At 58.1% G+C, this 15,443-nt stretch carries 13 protein-coding genes; all 13 read right to left on the bottom strand.

What is annotated here, in order from left to right:
- Positions 1-2,027 (bottom strand): bifunctional (p)ppGpp synthetase/guanosine-3',5'-bis(diphosphate) 3'-pyrophosphohydrolase (locus VFQ24_19180; protein HET9180481.1); only part of this gene is annotated, 2,027 nt, incomplete at its 3' end.
- Between the two features lie 235 nt (positions 2,028-2,262).
- A complete protein-coding gene (locus VFQ24_19175; protein HET9180480.1) occupies positions 2,263-3,072 on the bottom strand; it encodes a tetratricopeptide repeat protein in 810 nt (269 codons plus the stop codon).
- A 42-nt stretch (positions 3,073-3,114) separates the two neighbouring features.
- Entirely contained in the window at positions 3,115-3,543 is a 429-nt protein-coding gene (locus tag VFQ24_19170; GenBank protein ID HET9180479.1) for a biopolymer transporter ExbD, read from the bottom strand.
- 54 nt (positions 3,544-3,597) lie between these two features.
- Entirely contained in the window at positions 3,598-4,047 is a 450-nt protein-coding gene (locus tag VFQ24_19165; GenBank protein ID HET9180478.1) for a biopolymer transporter ExbD, read from the bottom strand.
- Positions 4,047-4,772 carry a MotA/TolQ/ExbB proton channel family protein gene (locus tag VFQ24_19160; GenBank protein HET9180477.1) on the bottom strand — a complete coding sequence of 242 codons (726 nt, stop codon included), beginning with the start codon at positions 4,770-4,772 and terminating at the stop codon, positions 4,047-4,049. Before VFQ24_19160 ends, VFQ24_19165 begins: the two co-directional genes overlap by 1 nt.
- A gap of 40 nt (positions 4,773-4,812) precedes the next feature.
- Complete coding sequence (locus VFQ24_19155) at positions 4,813-5,832, bottom strand: energy transducer TonB (GenBank protein HET9180476.1); 1,020 nt, start codon at positions 5,830-5,832, stop codon at positions 4,813-4,815.
- Positions 5,833-5,903: 71 nt separating this feature from the next.
- Positions 5,904-7,133 carry a protein translocase subunit SecF gene (secF, locus tag VFQ24_19150; GenBank protein HET9180475.1) on the bottom strand — a complete coding sequence of 410 codons (1,230 nt, stop codon included), beginning with the start codon at positions 7,131-7,133 and terminating at the stop codon, positions 5,904-5,906.
- 63 nt (positions 7,134-7,196) lie between these two features.
- On the bottom strand, positions 7,197-8,807 hold the full coding sequence (gene secD, locus VFQ24_19145; GenBank protein ID HET9180474.1) for a protein translocase subunit SecD: 1,611 nt from the start codon (positions 8,805-8,807) through the stop codon (positions 7,197-7,199).
- 38 nt (positions 8,808-8,845) lie between these two features.
- Complete coding sequence (gene yajC / locus VFQ24_19140) at positions 8,846-9,130, bottom strand: preprotein translocase subunit YajC (GenBank protein HET9180473.1); 285 nt, start codon at positions 9,128-9,130, stop codon at positions 8,846-8,848.
- A gap of 174 nt (positions 9,131-9,304) precedes the next feature.
- Positions 9,305-10,480, bottom strand: a complete 1,176-nt coding sequence (gene tgt / locus VFQ24_19135) for a tRNA guanosine(34) transglycosylase Tgt (GenBank protein HET9180472.1) — start codon at positions 10,478-10,480, stop codon at positions 9,305-9,307.
- A 186-nt stretch (positions 10,481-10,666) separates the two neighbouring features.
- Complete coding sequence (locus tag VFQ24_19130) at positions 10,667-11,419, bottom strand: YIP1 family protein (GenBank protein ID HET9180471.1); 753 nt, start codon at positions 11,417-11,419, stop codon at positions 10,667-10,669.
- Positions 11,420-11,694: 275 nt separating this feature from the next.
- Positions 11,695-13,386 (bottom strand): RNA polymerase sigma factor RpoD, encoded by a 1,692-nt coding sequence (gene rpoD, locus VFQ24_19125; protein ID HET9180470.1) that lies wholly within the window; start codon positions 13,384-13,386, stop codon positions 11,695-11,697.
- A gap of 164 nt (positions 13,387-13,550) precedes the next feature.
- The gene (locus VFQ24_19120; protein ID HET9180469.1) at positions 13,551-15,386 is read right to left on the bottom strand and encodes a DNA primase; all 1,836 of its coding nucleotides are present in this window, start codon (positions 15,384-15,386) and stop codon (positions 13,551-13,553) included.
- Positions 15,387-15,443: the final 57 nt, after the last annotated feature.

Raw genomic sequence — 15,443 nt, 5'->3', positions numbered from 1 at the left:
TCCCCCGTCCTGGCTTCGATGTCCTGAATATTCGAGCGGTCACTGCTGATGACGGCCGTGATCTCCGCCAGCATCCCCTGGCGGTCGGTCGTCAGCAGGGTCAGCCGGACAGGATAAAAGGTATATTTCGGGCCAGTCCATTCCACCTCGATGCGCCGCTCCGCGTCGTACATCAGGTTCTGGACGTTGGGGCAGCTCTTGGAATGGACCGAAATGCCTTTGCCCCGCGTGATATATCCCACAATCGGCTCGCCCCGGATGGGATTGCAGCACTTCGCCCGGTACACCATCAGGTCACCCTGGCCGTGGACCTGGATGGCATTGTCAGAGCGGAGGCCAAGAACGCGCTTGAAAGCGCTGCCCAGCCGCGACTGCTGGTCCGGTTCCTGGCCGCTCTCAGGGCTGAGCTTCGAAAGCACCTGGCGCGCGGAGTACTTGCCAAAGCCGATGCCCGCCAGCAGATCGTCAACCAGGCTGCAGCCGTATTCCTTGCCGACCCGCGCATAATCTTCGTCAGAAATCTTCTTCATGACGATGTTGAGCTTTCGGGCCTCTTTCTCCAGCAGCTTTCTGCCGATCTCCAGCGCCTGCCTGCGCTGCTCGATGTTGATCCAGTGCTTGATCTTGTTGCGCGCCCGCGAAGTCTTAACGTGCGCCAGCCAGTCCCGGCTGGGTGTCTGCGCGGACTGGGTGGAAATCTCAACGATATCGCCGTTCAGCAGCTTGGTTTTAAGCGGGACCATGCGGCCATTCACCTTTGCGCCTACGCAATGGTTGCCAATCTCCGTATGGATGGCAAAGGCGAAATCAATCGGCGTAGCCTCCCGCGGCAGCACGATCACCTTGCCCTTGGGAGTGAAGGTGTAGACTTCCTCCGGGTAGAGGTCGATCTTGAGGGTGGAGAGGAAGTCGTTCGAGTCCCTCATTTCCTTCTGCCATTCCACCAGGTGCCGCAGCCAGGCAAAACGTTCAGCGTCCTGAACGGTCGTCCCCTGCCCGTCTTTGTACTTCCAGTGGGCCGCGATCCCTTCTTCCGCAACGCGGTGCATCTCTTCGGTACGAATCTGAACTTCAAAGGGCTGGCCGTGCGGACCGATCACGGAGGTGTGAAGCGACTGGTAAAGATTGGGACGAGGGATGGCGATGAAGTCCTTGATTCTTCCCGGCACCGGCCGCCAGGTGTTGTGAATCACGCCCAGCGCCGCGTAACAGTTCTTGACGTCGTCGGTAACGATGCGGATGGCCAGCAGGTCATACACCTGGTCGATGCCAATATTCTGTTTCTTGAGTTTGTGCCAGATGCTGTAGAGCCGCTTGATCCGGCCCTCGATCCTGACGGGAACCGAGCTCTCTTTCATCTTGCCTTCAACCAGCCGCTGGACTTCGGCAAGGAAATGCTCGTTGACTTTTCTCCGGCTCTCCACCGACTTTTTCACTTCGAGGTAGGCGTCCGGCTCAAGATAGCGGAACGCCAGGTCTTCCAGTTCTCCGCGGATTTTCCCCATGCCCAGGCGGTGCGCAATGGGCGCATAAATTTCGAGCGTCTCGTGGGCAATTCGCTGGCGCTTGTCAGGCGGCAGATGCTCCAGAGTGCGCATATTGTGCAGGCGGTCCGCCAGCTTTACCAGGACGACCCTGACGTCATCCACCATTGCCAGCAGCATCTTGCGGAAGTTTTCCGCCTGCTGTTCCTCAGGGCTCAGGAAATGGATGCGGCTGATTTTGGTGACGCCCTCGACAATGTGGGCCACTTCCGGCCCAAACTGCTCCTGGAGGCCCTCGAGGCTGGTCGCCGTATCTTCAATCACGTCGTGCAGCATTCCGGCGGCCAGACACACGGTGTCAAGGCGCAACTCCGCCAGAATGCTGGTCACTTCCAGCGGGTGGGATATGTAGGGTTCTCCCGAAAGGCGTTTCTGGCCCTCGTGCTTCTCCAGGCAAAACCGATAGGCATTGCGCAGCACGGCCAGGTCGTCGCCTGGACGGTCAGACTCCACCTTCCTGAGAACGGTTTCAAACTGCATCATACGCACCCACTATCATTCTAGGCCAGCGCAGTTCCTGTATTCAAGCAGCACGGCTCCGCGGGCATTGTGGCGCGGCCATCCTCTGTGCTTCCTGAGCGCGGCACTGGCGAGGAGAGCGGCGCTGCAAATCAAGCTGGGCCGCTACCGCCGGGCCGCTTTCTCCAAAAACAAAAAGGCCCTCCGCCTCCTGAAGATGAAGCGAAGGGCCAATGCAAACTCTGCCGATCCGATGAAGCTACGATCCCTGCGTTGAAGGCGCAGCGGGTTGGGACTTTCGGATGTCCATCGATTTCTGAAGCCAGCTTTCAGCCGTCTTCAGGTCCGCCTCACGGTCGGCAGGGGCCTTCTCGATGTCGGCCTTCTGGCGGTAAAGCAGATTCAGATAGGCCATGCTGTTGACGTCGTTAGGCTTCAAGTCCAGCGCCTTGTTAAGGGCATCGATTCCCTCATCGATAATCTTGCCGTTCTCCTCCGCCAGCGGTCCTCTGTACTTCTCCGGCAAAGGCGGCAAATTGCCGGTCTTGTTCGGCATCAGCAGGTTCAACTGTTTGCGGATTTTGCCGTCGGTCTGGAAAGCTTGCGCCCAATTGATGACGCCAATCCAGTAATAAGGCTCAGGGTTATTCGGTTCCACCTGCATCCTCTGCCGCTGAAAGTCCTTCGCTTTGTCGAAGTTCTTCATGTTGTAGTAAATCTGTCCGATGCTGGCCAGCGCCGTGGTGTTTTTTGTATCCAGCCTCAGCACGTCCTCGAAGGCCGAAATAGCCTGCTCCCCGGTCTTGACGTTTTCCGGCGTGTCTCCGCCCGGAACGTACATCTGGGCGTAAGCAGTCGCCAGGTACAATCGTGCATTGACCAGGGACGGATCCAGTTGCACGGAGTTCTTAAAGTGTTCAATTGCTTCCTGGAACTTTCCGTTGCGATACGATTGCACACCTTTGTTGAGCTGGTCCCGGGCCTTCAACTCCTTGAACGCATTGCAGCCGCTCCCCAGGGCCGCCAGCAACAACACCGCAAACAGCGGTGCCAGCTTGAAACGACGCATTTTTGGTCCTCCATTGGCCAATTTTTGCAGGTTCCCGAAACGTTACTGCTGGGCCTCGATCGCCTTTGTAATCAGCCCGATCTTGTCGGCGCCAGCTCCCTTGGAAATGTCAATGATCTCAGCCACGTCCTGGAAAGGCAGTTTCGGGTCTCCCTTAATGAACATGATGTGGTCATTCCGGTTCTTGAAGATGTCCACCAGGTGCTGCCCCAAATCGCCAACCGTTACCGGCTGCTGATTGATGCTGAGGGACCGTTGCCCGTCGATGGACACCACAATCGTTCTCTGGATGACATTCTGGTCCGGCTTCTTATTTTTGTCCGGTTTGGGGACCAGCGCATCCAGCCCCTTGGGCGTCAGGGGCGTGATGATCATAAAGATAATCAGCAACACGAGCAGCACGTCGATCAGAGGCGTCACGTTGAGATTCATCATCGTGCCGCCCTTGCTGCCTCCAACGGCAATCGCCATACCAATACCCTCCTTCTTCAGCTTGCCTCGAGCCCATGCTTCGTGATTAAAACTTCACGGCAGGGCCGGGGCAAGCGGAATGTTCTGGTTGGGCTGCACCTGTTCGGTGATCAGGCCCAACTGCTCGATTCCCGCGGCACGGACATTGTCAACCACGGCGACCACGTCGCCATACTTTGCCCGGGCGTCACTTTTGATGAAAACCACCTTATTCAGCTTGTTCTGCATGAGGTCATCAACCTGCTTGGTGATGTCGCCCAGCGCAACAGGCTGCGCATTCAGGAAGAATTTCCCGTCCCGCGTAATGGCCACTTCCACGGCGTCGGTCTTTTCGGCATCGGGCATCTCGCGCGGGTTGTGAGTCAACGCCTTGTCAACGGAAACGCCTTTCTGAAGCAGAGGGGTGATGACCATGAAGATGATCAGCAGCACCAGCATGACGTCCACCATCGGCGTCACATTAATGTCCGCCATCGCACCCAACTCTACGCGATGCTTTGCCATTACTTCTTTCCTCCAGAGGTTTTAATGAAATAATCCACCAGTTCCGATGAGGAGTTGTCCATTTCCACGTCGAAGCCCTCAATCTTATTGGTGAAATAGTTGTAGATCCACACGGCAGGAATGGCGACAAACAGACCGATGGCGGTGGTTACCAGAGCTTCTGCGATTCCGCCCGCGACCGCGCCAAGGCCGGTTGACTTGCTGCTGGAAATCCCCTGAAACGCGTGGATGATCCCCAGCACGGTCCCGAACAGTCCGACGAAAGGCGCTGTGGACCCAATCGTGGCCAGGCTGGAAATGCCGCGCTTCAGCTCCGCATGGACGATGGCCGAGGCCCGTTCCAGGGCGCGCTTGGAAGCTTCAATCATTTCACCCGGAATTTCGGCCGAGACCTGGTGCGCATGGAACTCCTGCAAGCCGGCTGTCACCACCTTGGCCAGGTGGCTTCGCTTGTTTTGCTCGGCGATGGAAATCGCCTCCTCCACCCTGCCGTCCTTCAACGCGCCGGCAACTGCGGGTGCAAAGATGCGGGACTGCTTGCGGGCCGCCTGGAAGGCGATCCAGCGGTCAATGGCAACGCCGATTGACCATGCCGACATAAAGAACAACACAATGACCACCGCTCGAGCTGACCACCCCATTGATTTCCACATGTCCAGCGGATCGAATGAGGTGGTTGCTTCCTGAAACAGCAACATCGTCAGAAAAAGTTTTGCTCCTAGCATACTCGTCTATTTCCTCCTCAAGAATTTTAAAAACAGCCGACTATCCCGACAGGGTAAAGTTCACGTCGATTTCCGTAACCACTTCCACAGGATCACCGTTCAACAGCGTCGGCTGGTACCGCCATTGTTTCACTGCATCCAGAGCGGCTTTAACCAGCAGCGGATGGCCGCTCAAAACCTTCAAGTCCTGAATTGTTCCGTCCTTCGAAATGATGGCCTCAAGCCGGACCGTTCCCTGAATGCGGGCCATTTTGGCGAGCTGCGGATAGTCCGGCGTCACCCTATTGATCAGCTTGGCGCTTTCGACCTGGCCGCCCACTCTGATCCGCTGGGTGGTTGGCTTCGGCGGCGGAGGCGGCGGTGGACCGCCGGTTACTCCTCCGATGATGCCTCCCAGCACTCCGCCCATCTGGCCGCCGGGAACGCCACCCGAGACGCCGCCCACCACGCCGGTTGATTGTACCACCGGCTGGTCCTTGATTTTGGCAATCGTTTTCGGGATCACCGTCGGCGCCTTCATCAGGTCTTGCATACTCACTTGATGAACGACAACGGGAGGAGCTTTTGCAGGCGGTGGCGGCGGTGGAGGCGGTGGCGGCGGGGCAACCAGGAAGGTCATCAACTGCGCCTTCGGCAGCGCATCCGTGTAAATCAGGGGAATGATGACCATCACCCCGATGATAATGATTTCCACGATATACGCGATCGGCAGCGTGGCCCTTTTCCAGTCCTCTGTTTTGGCTGCGGAATAACAGAGATAGCCAACGAAGCCCACCAGGTTGAGCAGCAGCACGATGATCATCCAGGGCCAGGTGCTCAATCCGAAATGCTTCGAATCCGCGTAGGTGTAACAGAGGATCAACGCGTAAAAGAAGAAGAACACCGCAAGGATGATGGATTGCGTAATCAGCACCTTGAGCTCGGGAGTTTCAATCAACGGCAGACCAAAGTACCCGATCAGGAACCCAACGATTCCGATCGCCAGCGAAACCAGCCAGTGCACGCCCGTCAGCACAGACTCGCGCGATGGCGAGGAATCCAGCAGCGTGTCACCAAGCATGATACTCACCCCCTTTTTTCATCGAACTCCGGAACGAGTCGATCAGCCGGAGTTTCGACCCCAGAAATTTGTTACCGCTTTGCAGCGGCAACCTCGCGCTCATACACTTTGCGCTTTTCCTTCGATCGTCCGCTTCCCGCCCTGCTCTGCAAGTACACCAGCAGGGGGCTTGCTATCGCAAAAGACGAATACGTCCCAATCAAAACTCCCACCACCATGGCAAAGGCAAAACCGTGAATCACGTTGCCCCCGAACAGGTAAAGCGCAAAGACCGCAAGAAACGTAAGCCCTGACGTCAGGATCGTCCGGCTGAGCGTCTGGTTGATGCTGAGGTTCACCAGTTCGGCGAAACTAAGACGCTTGTTCGACGGCAGGTTTTCCCGGAGGCGATCGAAAGTGACGATGGTGTCGTTCATCGAATAACCCACAAGCGTCAGCAGGGCCGCAATGACAGAAAGCGTAATCTCCTTGTTAAAAAGAGAAAACAAACCAATTGTAATTAGAACGTCGTGAAAGACGGCGACAACCGCCGACACGCCATAAATTAACTCAAAACGGAACCAAATGTAAACTAACATTGCAGCCAGCCCCGCCAAAGTGACGTAAACGGCTTGCCGCCGCAGGTCCGAACCGACCTTGGGCCCCACAATCTGTGTGGTGGGGACCGTAAATCCCGACAGGTAGCAGTCCTTTTGCAACACGCTGACGACCACCGGCGTTACTCCGGCAATCTGATTCAACTGCTGGAAATCCGCGATCAACCCGCTCTGCGGAGGGCGGTCGCGGAAGCCAACAATGGCTTGTCCAAGGTTCGTATAGGTAGTTGTGGCAACCTCGATTCCCCTGGACGCCAGGCCCAGCGGGTCAGCCACCAGCAGTTGATTCTCAATGTCGGTAGCGCTCGCATTGTTAAGGTCTATCCTGCCCGCTTGAGCGCCGCCGTACAAATCCGTCAGCGCTTTGACGATGGCTCTCCGTCCGGTATCCAGGGCCTCGCCGCCGGTGGTCCCTTCTCTAAGGGGCAACTCGATCATCACCGAATGTTCCGAGGCGAGACCGATGCTCTGGATCGACGCCCCTTGCCAACCTTCTTTTTCGAGCTGGCTGCGGATGGCGCCGACGTCAGGCGTCTTTGCAAATTTCACCTGTACCTGGGTGCCACTGCGGAATTCTATTCCGTACACGAGTCCCCGGTGCACGACGATGGAGATCAGTCCGGCAATCAGGAGGGCCAGCGAAACGCTGATGAAATACCACTTCCTGCCCATCCAGTCGATATTAGGTTCGTGAAAAAACTCCATTTTTATCCTGATCCGCCGTCTGAATGCATAGACACCAGACGTCCTTGAAAAGTTCCCAAAATTTTACACGCTAAGCGCTTCACCCTTCTGGCGCCTGGACAACACATAATCAAAAATGGTCCTAGAAACATACACCGAAGTGAAGAGGTTTGCAATCAATCCGATAGTCAGCGTCACGGCAAACCCCCGGATCGGCCCTGTGCCAAAGGCAAAAAGGATGGCCGCGGCCGCCACGGTCGTCACGTGAGTGTCGATGATGGTCCGAAAAGCGTGCTCAAAGCCTCCCGCCACCGCGGCGCCGGCCGCCTTGCCGTGCCGCAATTCCTCGCGGATGCGCTCAAAGATCAGCACGTTGGAATCGACGCCCATACCAACCGTCAGGATGACGCCGGCGATGCCGGGCAAGGTGAGGACCGCCCCAAAATAAGCCAGTGCTGCCATCAGGATAATCAAGTTCAACACCAGGGCCACGTCCGCGTTGATTCCCGCCCCGCGGTAATACACCAGCATGAAAGCGATCACCGCCAGGAACCCCACGATGCAGGCCACGACGCCGGCACGGATGGAGTCAGCGCCAAGCGAAGGGCCAACGGTGTTCTCATTCAGGTAGCTGATGGACGCCGGAAGCGCCCCGGAGCGGAGCATCAATGCCAGGTCCGAGGTTTGCTGGGGTGTAAAGCTGCCGGTAATTTCGCCCGAATCGGTAATCTGGCTCTGGATGACCGGGGCCGATTGGACCCGATTATCAAGGACGATGGCAAGCTGCTTGCCGATATTCTTGGCCGTCACCTCTCCAAAGCGCACCGCCCCGTCGCGAGACAGGGTGAAGTTGACACTGGGCTGGCCGTTCTTGCCGCTTCCGGGTTGAGCGCCCGTCAGGTCGCGACCCGTGACGGCTGCCACCTGGCTGAGCAGGTACCAGACCTGCCCGCTGGTTGAGCTGTTGCTGGAGGATTCCGGACTGCCAGGGACCAGTTCCGTTCCCGGAGGCAACACGCCTCCAAAAGATGAGAGGGCGGTCTCCCGGCTCTGGTAGGGACCTCCCCGAACAATCTTCAGCTCCAGCATGGCCGATTGTTGAATGATGTTCCTGACGCGCGTCGGGTCGTTGACGCCAGGCAACTGAATCACCAGTTCGAAATCTCCCTGCCCGTAGTCCGCCACTTCAGGTCCCACAAGGCCCAGGGCGTCAATCCGGCGCCGGATGGTTTCCCTGGCCTGGTCGAGCGCCTGGTTGCGAATGGTGTTCATCTCGCTCACCTTCAGGCTGAGCAGCCGCGAAGTCAACTGGCCGGGAACACGCTGCAGGTTCCAGTCAGTGAATTGCTGCGCGACCAGCGCGTCCAGGTCGCCCGACTTCTCATCCGGAATCCCCTTGATGAGAATCGCGGAAATACCCTGCCGCTCAACCGAGCCGTAAGAGATGCTTCGGCTGCTCATTTCCTCGCGCAGCCGCTCCAGTGCCTGGTCGGCGGTCACCTTGACGGCATCGTCCACATGGACCTGCAAGACCATGTGGGTGCCGCCCTTCAAGTCCAGTCCCAGTTGAATGCGGTTGGCGAGATTGGCTTTGAGTTGGGTGATGTTCCTGGGGAAACCGATAAGTCCCAGGATGCACGCGACGACGACAACAATGATAAAGACGGTGCGATTACGTATCCGGTTATGGTCCATGGATCAGGTCCCTCGTATCCAGCCGCCTGCCACAAAGGTCATTTCTTTGCCTTGGCAGCTTTTTCCTGTGCGGCTTGCCCCTCCGCCTCAGCTTGCAGGCCGGTGATGGCGCTCCGGGCAATATCCACCTTCACCTGGTTGGCAATCTGCACCTGCACAATATCTCCTTTAAAACCAATAACTAAACCGTAAATCCCTCCGGAGGTCATTACCCGGTCGCCCGTCTTCAGGTTGGATAGCATGTTCTGCGTCTTACGGCGGTTGCGCTGCTGAGGAAGAATAACCAGGAAGTACCAGATTACGAAGAGGGGGCCGAACAACAACAGAAACTGGCCCAGCGCCCCGCCACCGACGGGGTCCGCCGCCAGAACAATCCGATTAATTAGCGCACACTCGAACAAAACCGAGCCATCAAGCTAGGATTAAGGATGAAATATCTCGCAATTGATGCAGAGATCAGCAGGGCCAACCTGTAACGCGTACTTCCATTCCCAACGCTATGCCAAACGGAATCCTTGCGCAGAGTCCGCCGGGACCTCTGCCAGGAATTTCCCAAACCCCTTAAAAATTATAGCTTGCCTAACTCTCCTCATCATGTCAAGGTAAAACCACAAGTTATGGCAGGTGGCCAGCACTGAGGCCGAAATTTCGCCCACCGCAAACAGGTGCCGCACGTAGGCCCGCGAATACCGCCGGCACACTGGGCAGCCGCACGCGGCATCGAGCGGCCCGGTATCCTGCGCGTAGCGCGCGCTCTTGATCACCAGCTTCCCTTCCGAGGTAAACACGGTCCCGTTGCGGGCGTTTCGCGTGGGCATGACGCAATCGAACATGTCGATGCCCAGCGCCACGCACCTCACCAGGTCCTCCGGCGTGCCCACGCCCATCAGGTAGCGCGGCTGGTCTTCAGGAAGGAGCGCGGCGACCTGCCCGGTGACGCCATACAATTCGTCCTTGGGCTCGCCCACCGAAAGGCCTCCGACGGCGTACCCGTCAAACCCGATCTCGCCGATCTCGAAAGTGCTTTCGCGGCGCAGGCCCTCGTCCGTCCCGCCCTGCACGATTCCGAACAGGCTCGGTCCAAGCCAGGCGCTCTCAATACCTTCAACCGCAGGCGGCCCCAATTGATTCTGGTTGGCAGTAAAAAACTGTTTTGAGCGTTCCGCCCAGCGCCCCGTCAGCCGCACCGACCGTTTCAGCGTCTCGTGGCTGGCAGGATATTCCACGCACTCATCGAGCGGCATGATGATGTCGGCGCCCAGCGAAAGCTGGAACTCCATCACGCGCTCGGGCGAAAAAAAATGAGGCGTTCCGTCCAGGTGGGAGCGGAACCACACGCCGTCTTCGGTCACCTTGCCCAGGCCTTTCAGGCTCATCACCTGGTAGCCGCCGCTGTCGGTCAGGATGGGGCGCGGCCAGCTCATAAACCGGTGCAGACCGCCGAGCTCGCGTACTCGTTCGTGACCCGGCCGCATGCAAAGATGATAGGTGTTGGCAAGGATGATCTGCGCGCCCAGTTCTTCGAGCTGGTCCTGCGTCATCGCCTTCACCGCCCCGGCGGTGCCGACGGGCATGAACACGGGCGTTTCTACGTCACCGTGCGGCGTGTGCAGGATCCCCGCCCTGGCCCCGGTGCTCTCATCTTTGGCGACAATGGTAAACTTCAATCCCATGGCGTGCCTGGCGAAAGGGCACGACTTCAGTCGTGCCTATGGGAGGCATTCCCGCTCCCTGTGCCGCCTGATCGTCTGGTCGTAGCGCCGGGCTTCAGCCTGGCATTTTTCGGTTCCAGTATGTGTGCCGACCTCAAGGTCGGCGCTACAAAGACTGAAGCAAGAGCAATGCCCGGGCAAGTGCGCTTAGAACATCAAGGCCATTCCGACTTTAGCAGCCACCAGCAGCACCCACGCCCCAAGGTAGACCATGAAGATGGTTCCGGCCTTCACTTCCTTCCGCCCAACTCTGGAGAGCCCGATGGCAAGCAGCACCATAAACCAGAAGATAATAAAGTTCAGAGAAGTCGCCAGAGCATAAACGGCGTGTGAACTCGTCAGCGGATTCATAAAGAATCCCAGATTGTCAGGCGCCGGATTCTTCACATTGAAGGCGTCGGCGTCGCCAAACAGGACGACGGCGATTGCCATCAACCCGCCCAGTATGGCTGGCAGGTTGGCAAAACAGGTCACCGAAAACACGTCTTTGAATTTTGCGTGCTGGCCAAAGAACCCGTTCAGGGCCAGCAATCCGAATCCAGCCACAATAAGGAGAAAAATGGGGACGCCCACCAACGCGCCGGCCGGCATCGCGACGCGCAGGACGCCCGCGGACCTTTGTGCCATCTGGCTCAACTGTGCCGGGTCCATGTTTGCCGCCCGGCCGCTCTGCTGAATACTCTGCAGGGCGATCTGGCTCGCCCCGATCTTCAGCAACATGGTTTCGACGGTTGCAAATGAGACCAGGACCAGCACAACGAGCGGCGAAAGCCAGTCGGGCTTGCGCGCGATGTCTTCAAACGTCTCTCCGGGTTCAATGAAGACGCCGAGAAGGCGGGAGGGAAACGATCTGGCAGGCGTGCCACCGAGGGCCGCCGTCGAGGAAGTAAGATCGGCCATAAGCTCCTCACTTAATGAGGATCGCATAATAGAGTGACGGACTTCCGTAGCGACGGTCCCGCCAAGCGGGACCGGCCCCTGAAAATTGCCGCCGGGACGGCGGCGCTACAAGCGATCTCGTCACCATATTTTGTAATCCTCAGTAGGGAGTCGAAATGATTGGCCTTATGCCCGTACTCTTACGGGGTCATTAACGCGCAAAATGAAAAAGCCGTGCCGGATTGCGGGCACGGAAACCTCTGTGGCAAAAGTGTCTGTTGCGCGCCGCCTCGGAATCACTCGTGAAGGGCGGCGTCCAGGAACGCGCGGAGCTTCCGGCTGCGTGAAGGATGCCGCAGCTTGCGGAGCGCCTTGGCTTCGATCTGCCGGATGCGCTCGCGCGTAACGGCGAAACTCTGGCCCACCTCTTCGAGAGTGTGCTCACTGCCGTCGTCAAGGCCGAAGCGCATCTTGATCACTTTTTCTTCGCGCGGCGTCAGGGTCTTCAGCACTGACTCGGTCTGTTCTTTCAGGTTGATGTTGATGACCGCCTCGGCGGGAGAAATCACGCCGCGGTCCTCGATAAAATCTCCCAGGTGCGAGTCTTCCTCTTCGCCGATGGGCGTTTCAAGAGAAATCGGCTCCTGGGCGATCTTGAGGACCTTGCGGACCTTCACCACGGGAATATCCATCCGCTTGGCGATCTCTTCCGAGGTCGGCTCGCGCCCGTATTCCTGCACCAATTGGCGCGACGTTCGGATGAGCTTGTTGATGGTTTCGATCATGTGGACGGGGATGCGGATGGTGCGGGCCTGGTCGGCGATGGCGCGGGTGATGGCCTGGCGAATCCACCAGGTGGCGTAAGTCGAAAACTTGTATCCGCGCCGATACTCAAATTTATCGACCGCCTTCATCAGGCCGATATTGCCCTCCTGAATCAGGTCGAGAAATTGCAGGCCGCGGTTGGTGTACTTTTTTGCGATCGATACCACCAGGCGCAGGTTGGCCTCGATCAGCTCGCGCTTGGCAATCTCGGCTTCCTGCTCTCCCGTCAGAATGTTCTGATAGGTCCGGCGCAGTTCCGCGGCGGAAGCCTGATTATCCTTCTCGATTTCATCCAGCCGCGCTTTCACCTGGCGCAGCTCCTTCTTCAGCTCTTTGCCACTGCCAGTTCGGGACGCGTCCAGGCGCTTTTCCAGGCGCAGGGCTTCGCGCTCGATGGGCCGCACTTGGTCGGCAGCCACGCGAATGCATTCGATCAGGCGTTTGCGCTCGGTATGCGTGAATTCAATCGACCGGAACAGCTTGGAGATCATGATCCGGTGGCGGGAAACGGCCAGGTTGTAGCGGCGAAACTCTTTGCCCCGGCGGCTGCGCATGAAGGAGTCCCTTTTTGCCTTCAACTGAATCAGCCGCTTGTTCAGGCGCTCCATCTCATCAATGGTGGAAAGCAGGTCTTTGGCCCGCTCGATGACGCGCTCTTCGGTCAGCTCCTCATCATCAAAGACCACGATTTCCTTGATGGAGCGCCGTTCTTTCTTCAGCTCTTCGCGCAGCGCGAACATTTCCAGGATGACAATGGGAGAGCGCGACAGGGCCTTGAACACCTTCAGTTGCCCGCGCTCGATTCGCTTTGCGATCTCGACTTCGCCTTCGCGCGTCAGCAGCGGGACAGTTCCCATCTCGCGCAGGTACATGCGGACGGGATCGTTGGTCTTATCGAGCGCTCCGGGAGTGAGGTCGAGTTCGACATCTTCGACGGACTCTTCATCTCCCTTTTCAACCAGCAGGTCATCCGATTTGGCCTTGGGAGAATCCAGAACTTCGATGCCCGCGTGGTCGAACATCGATAACAGGTCATCCAGATCTTCGGCGGTGTGCACGTCCGAAGGAAGAAGGTCGTTCACCTCGTCGTAAAGCAGATAGCCTTTTTCTTTACCGAGTGTAATCAGCTTGCCAACCTGGTCGTACTTATCGTCAAATGCCAAAGCTTCGGCCTCCGTTTAGAAGCAATTTCGGGTTTGAGCCAGTAGTTTTCTGAATCGGTAACCTGCCACCAACCTGGACCCTCGCTGCTTCTTTCAACCCTGCATTGCCGCGGAAACCGTGCTTCCAGCGGGCAATCCCGACGCCAATTAGATGTAATACTATACTATTTCGTGGATGTTTTGTTCTCGATTTCCAGGCGTTCCCTGATGCGGGTTAATTCCTTCATCAGCACCACCTTGCTCTGGTTCAGCGCGGCCAGGCGCGCCCAATCCTGCTCCCTTCCGGCGGCGTCAATAACGGGATTCAGGGCGCTCAATTCGCGTTCAATTTTTCGTCGCCGCAGCGCGTCGTAAAATTTCATGGCATCCTCGCGGCCGGGGACCTCGTCCGATGCCAGCATGCACTCGTGAAGCAGGTTTTGGTCTTCAGCGCTCAGGCTTTCCCCGAGAGCATGGATGTCAGCCGCTTCTCCCGAGCTGCGCAACTCCAGGAGTTTCACAAAAACGCCTTCGGCGGCCAGACCGCTCAGGATTCCGTCAGCCACCAAGGCGGGAAGAAGTTCGTCCATCACTTCCCGGTCCTCGAGAAAAGCCCGGAGCAGTTTCCTTTCGGCCTCCGATGCCTTGAACTCGCGGGCCCTTGTTACCCCGTCTGTCCGGCGCTCCACCGCAGCGCGTCTCAGTTCTTCCCGCAGCAGCCGGTCGTCCAGAAGCGCGCGCGCCGCCAGCCGGTCGGTCATCTCCCTGCGCAGGATCGGATTGGGCATGCGGGCGAGATAAGGCAGCACGGCGTTGGCCACCGCAAGTTTGCCCTGCGGGCTGCCCAGCCCGTGCTCGGCGATGGCGCGGTCAGTAACATAGTCGATATAGCCCGGCGCCGCTGCCACGAGGCGCCGATACTCAGCTTCGCCCTGTTTGCGGATAAACGAATCGGGGTCCAGGCGGCCCGGAAGCGCCAGCACTTTCACCTCAAATCCCGCTTCGAGAAGCGCGTTGACGGATCTCTCCGTGGCCGCGACTCCCGCAGAATCGGGATCGTAATTCACCACCACGCGGCGCGAATAGCGCGCCAGCAGCCGGATCTGGGCTTCCGTAAAGCTGGTGCCGCAACTGGCTATCACATTTTCAATTCCACAGGAGTCCACGGCGATGCAATCCATGTAACCTTCCACCAGGATGGCGTAATCCTGTTTTCGGACCGCCTTGCCGCCGCTGTCGAGATGGTAAAGCACGCGGCCCTTGGTATAAATCGGCGTTTCCGGGGAATTCAAATACTTGGGCTGCTCGTCCCCAAGCGCCCGGCCTCCAAAAGCGATCACCTTGCCGCTTTCGTTGGCGATGGGGAAAATGATCCGGCCCCGGAAGCGGTCAAAGCGCCGCCCGCTGGAAGCATCGCGCAGCCCCGTACCGTCTGGTGCGGGGCGCAGCACTGTACCGTCTGGTGCAGCGCGCAGGACCAGTCCGGATTTTTCAACTATCTCATCGTCAAATCCTGAAGCGCTCAAGTGGCGGGTGAGCTCGCGCCCATCGCGCGGGGCATAACCGAGAAGAAAGCGGCCGATCACCTCGTCTTTCAATCCACGGTCCAGCAGATAGGCCCGGGCCGCGCGGCCTTCGCTGGTGCCGGTCAGTTGGGCTGCATAAAATTTTGCCGCTGCTTCATGGACCTTGTAGAGCTCCGTTCGCTCGCGCGACCGGGAGTCATTCCCCTGGCGGCCGGTCTCGACAAGCCTGACACCCACCTTATCGGCCAGGCGCTCCAGGGCTTCAGGGAAGCTCAGGTTTTCAACCTGCATAATAAATTTGAAGACGTCGCCGCCCACCCCGCACCCGAAACAATGGAAAATCTGCTTGGCGGGATGCACGGCAAAGGAGGGCGTTTTTTCCTGGTGAAAGGGGCACAGGCCCATCATGTTCGCGCCGGCCTTCCGAAGCTGAACGTAATCGCCGACTATTTTGACAATGTCGGCGGCTGCGCGAACGTCTTCAACCTGGTTCATGGTCTTTCAGCAATCGCCGACGCCACACCTGGTCTGCCCGATGAGCACGGCGACGTT

It is taken from the genome of Terriglobia bacterium (assembly GCA_035712365.1).
Taxonomy (GTDB): Bacteria; Acidobacteriota; Terriglobia; order UBA7540; family UBA7540; genus SCRD01.
Note: the sequence above shows the minus strand (reverse complement) of the source record. Positions and strands in the feature narration are given on the sequence as shown.

Coding starts and splice junctions, on each gene's coding strand:
- VFQ24_19130 (HET9180471.1), bottom strand. CDS start 11,419: ATGGCCGATCTTACTTCCTCGACGGCGGCCCTCGGTGGCACGCCTGCC.
- secF (HET9180475.1), bottom strand. CDS start 7,133: ATGGAGTTTTTTCACGAACCTAATATCGACTGGATGGGCAGGAAGTGG.
- VFQ24_19160 (HET9180477.1), bottom strand. CDS start 4,772: ATGCTAGGAGCAAAACTTTTTCTGACGATGTTGCTGTTTCAGGAAGCA.
- tgt (HET9180472.1), bottom strand. CDS start 10,480: ATGGGATTGAAGTTTACCATTGTCGCCAAAGATGAGAGCACCGGGGCC.
- VFQ24_19165 (HET9180478.1), bottom strand. CDS start 4,047: ATGGCAAAGCATCGCGTAGAGTTGGGTGCGATGGCGGACATTAATGTG.
- VFQ24_19175 (HET9180480.1), bottom strand. CDS start 3,072: ATGCGTCGTTTCAAGCTGGCACCGCTGTTTGCGGTGTTGTTGCTGGCG.
- VFQ24_19120 (HET9180469.1), bottom strand. CDS start 15,386: ATGAACCAGGTTGAAGACGTTCGCGCAGCCGCCGACATTGTCAAAATA.
- secD (HET9180474.1), bottom strand. CDS start 8,807: ATGGACCATAACCGGATACGTAATCGCACCGTCTTTATCATTGTTGTC.
- VFQ24_19155 (HET9180476.1), bottom strand. CDS start 5,832: ATGCTTGGTGACACGCTGCTGGATTCCTCGCCATCGCGCGAGTCTGTG.
- VFQ24_19170 (HET9180479.1), bottom strand. CDS start 3,543: ATGGCGATTGCCGTTGGAGGCAGCAAGGGCGGCACGATGATGAATCTC.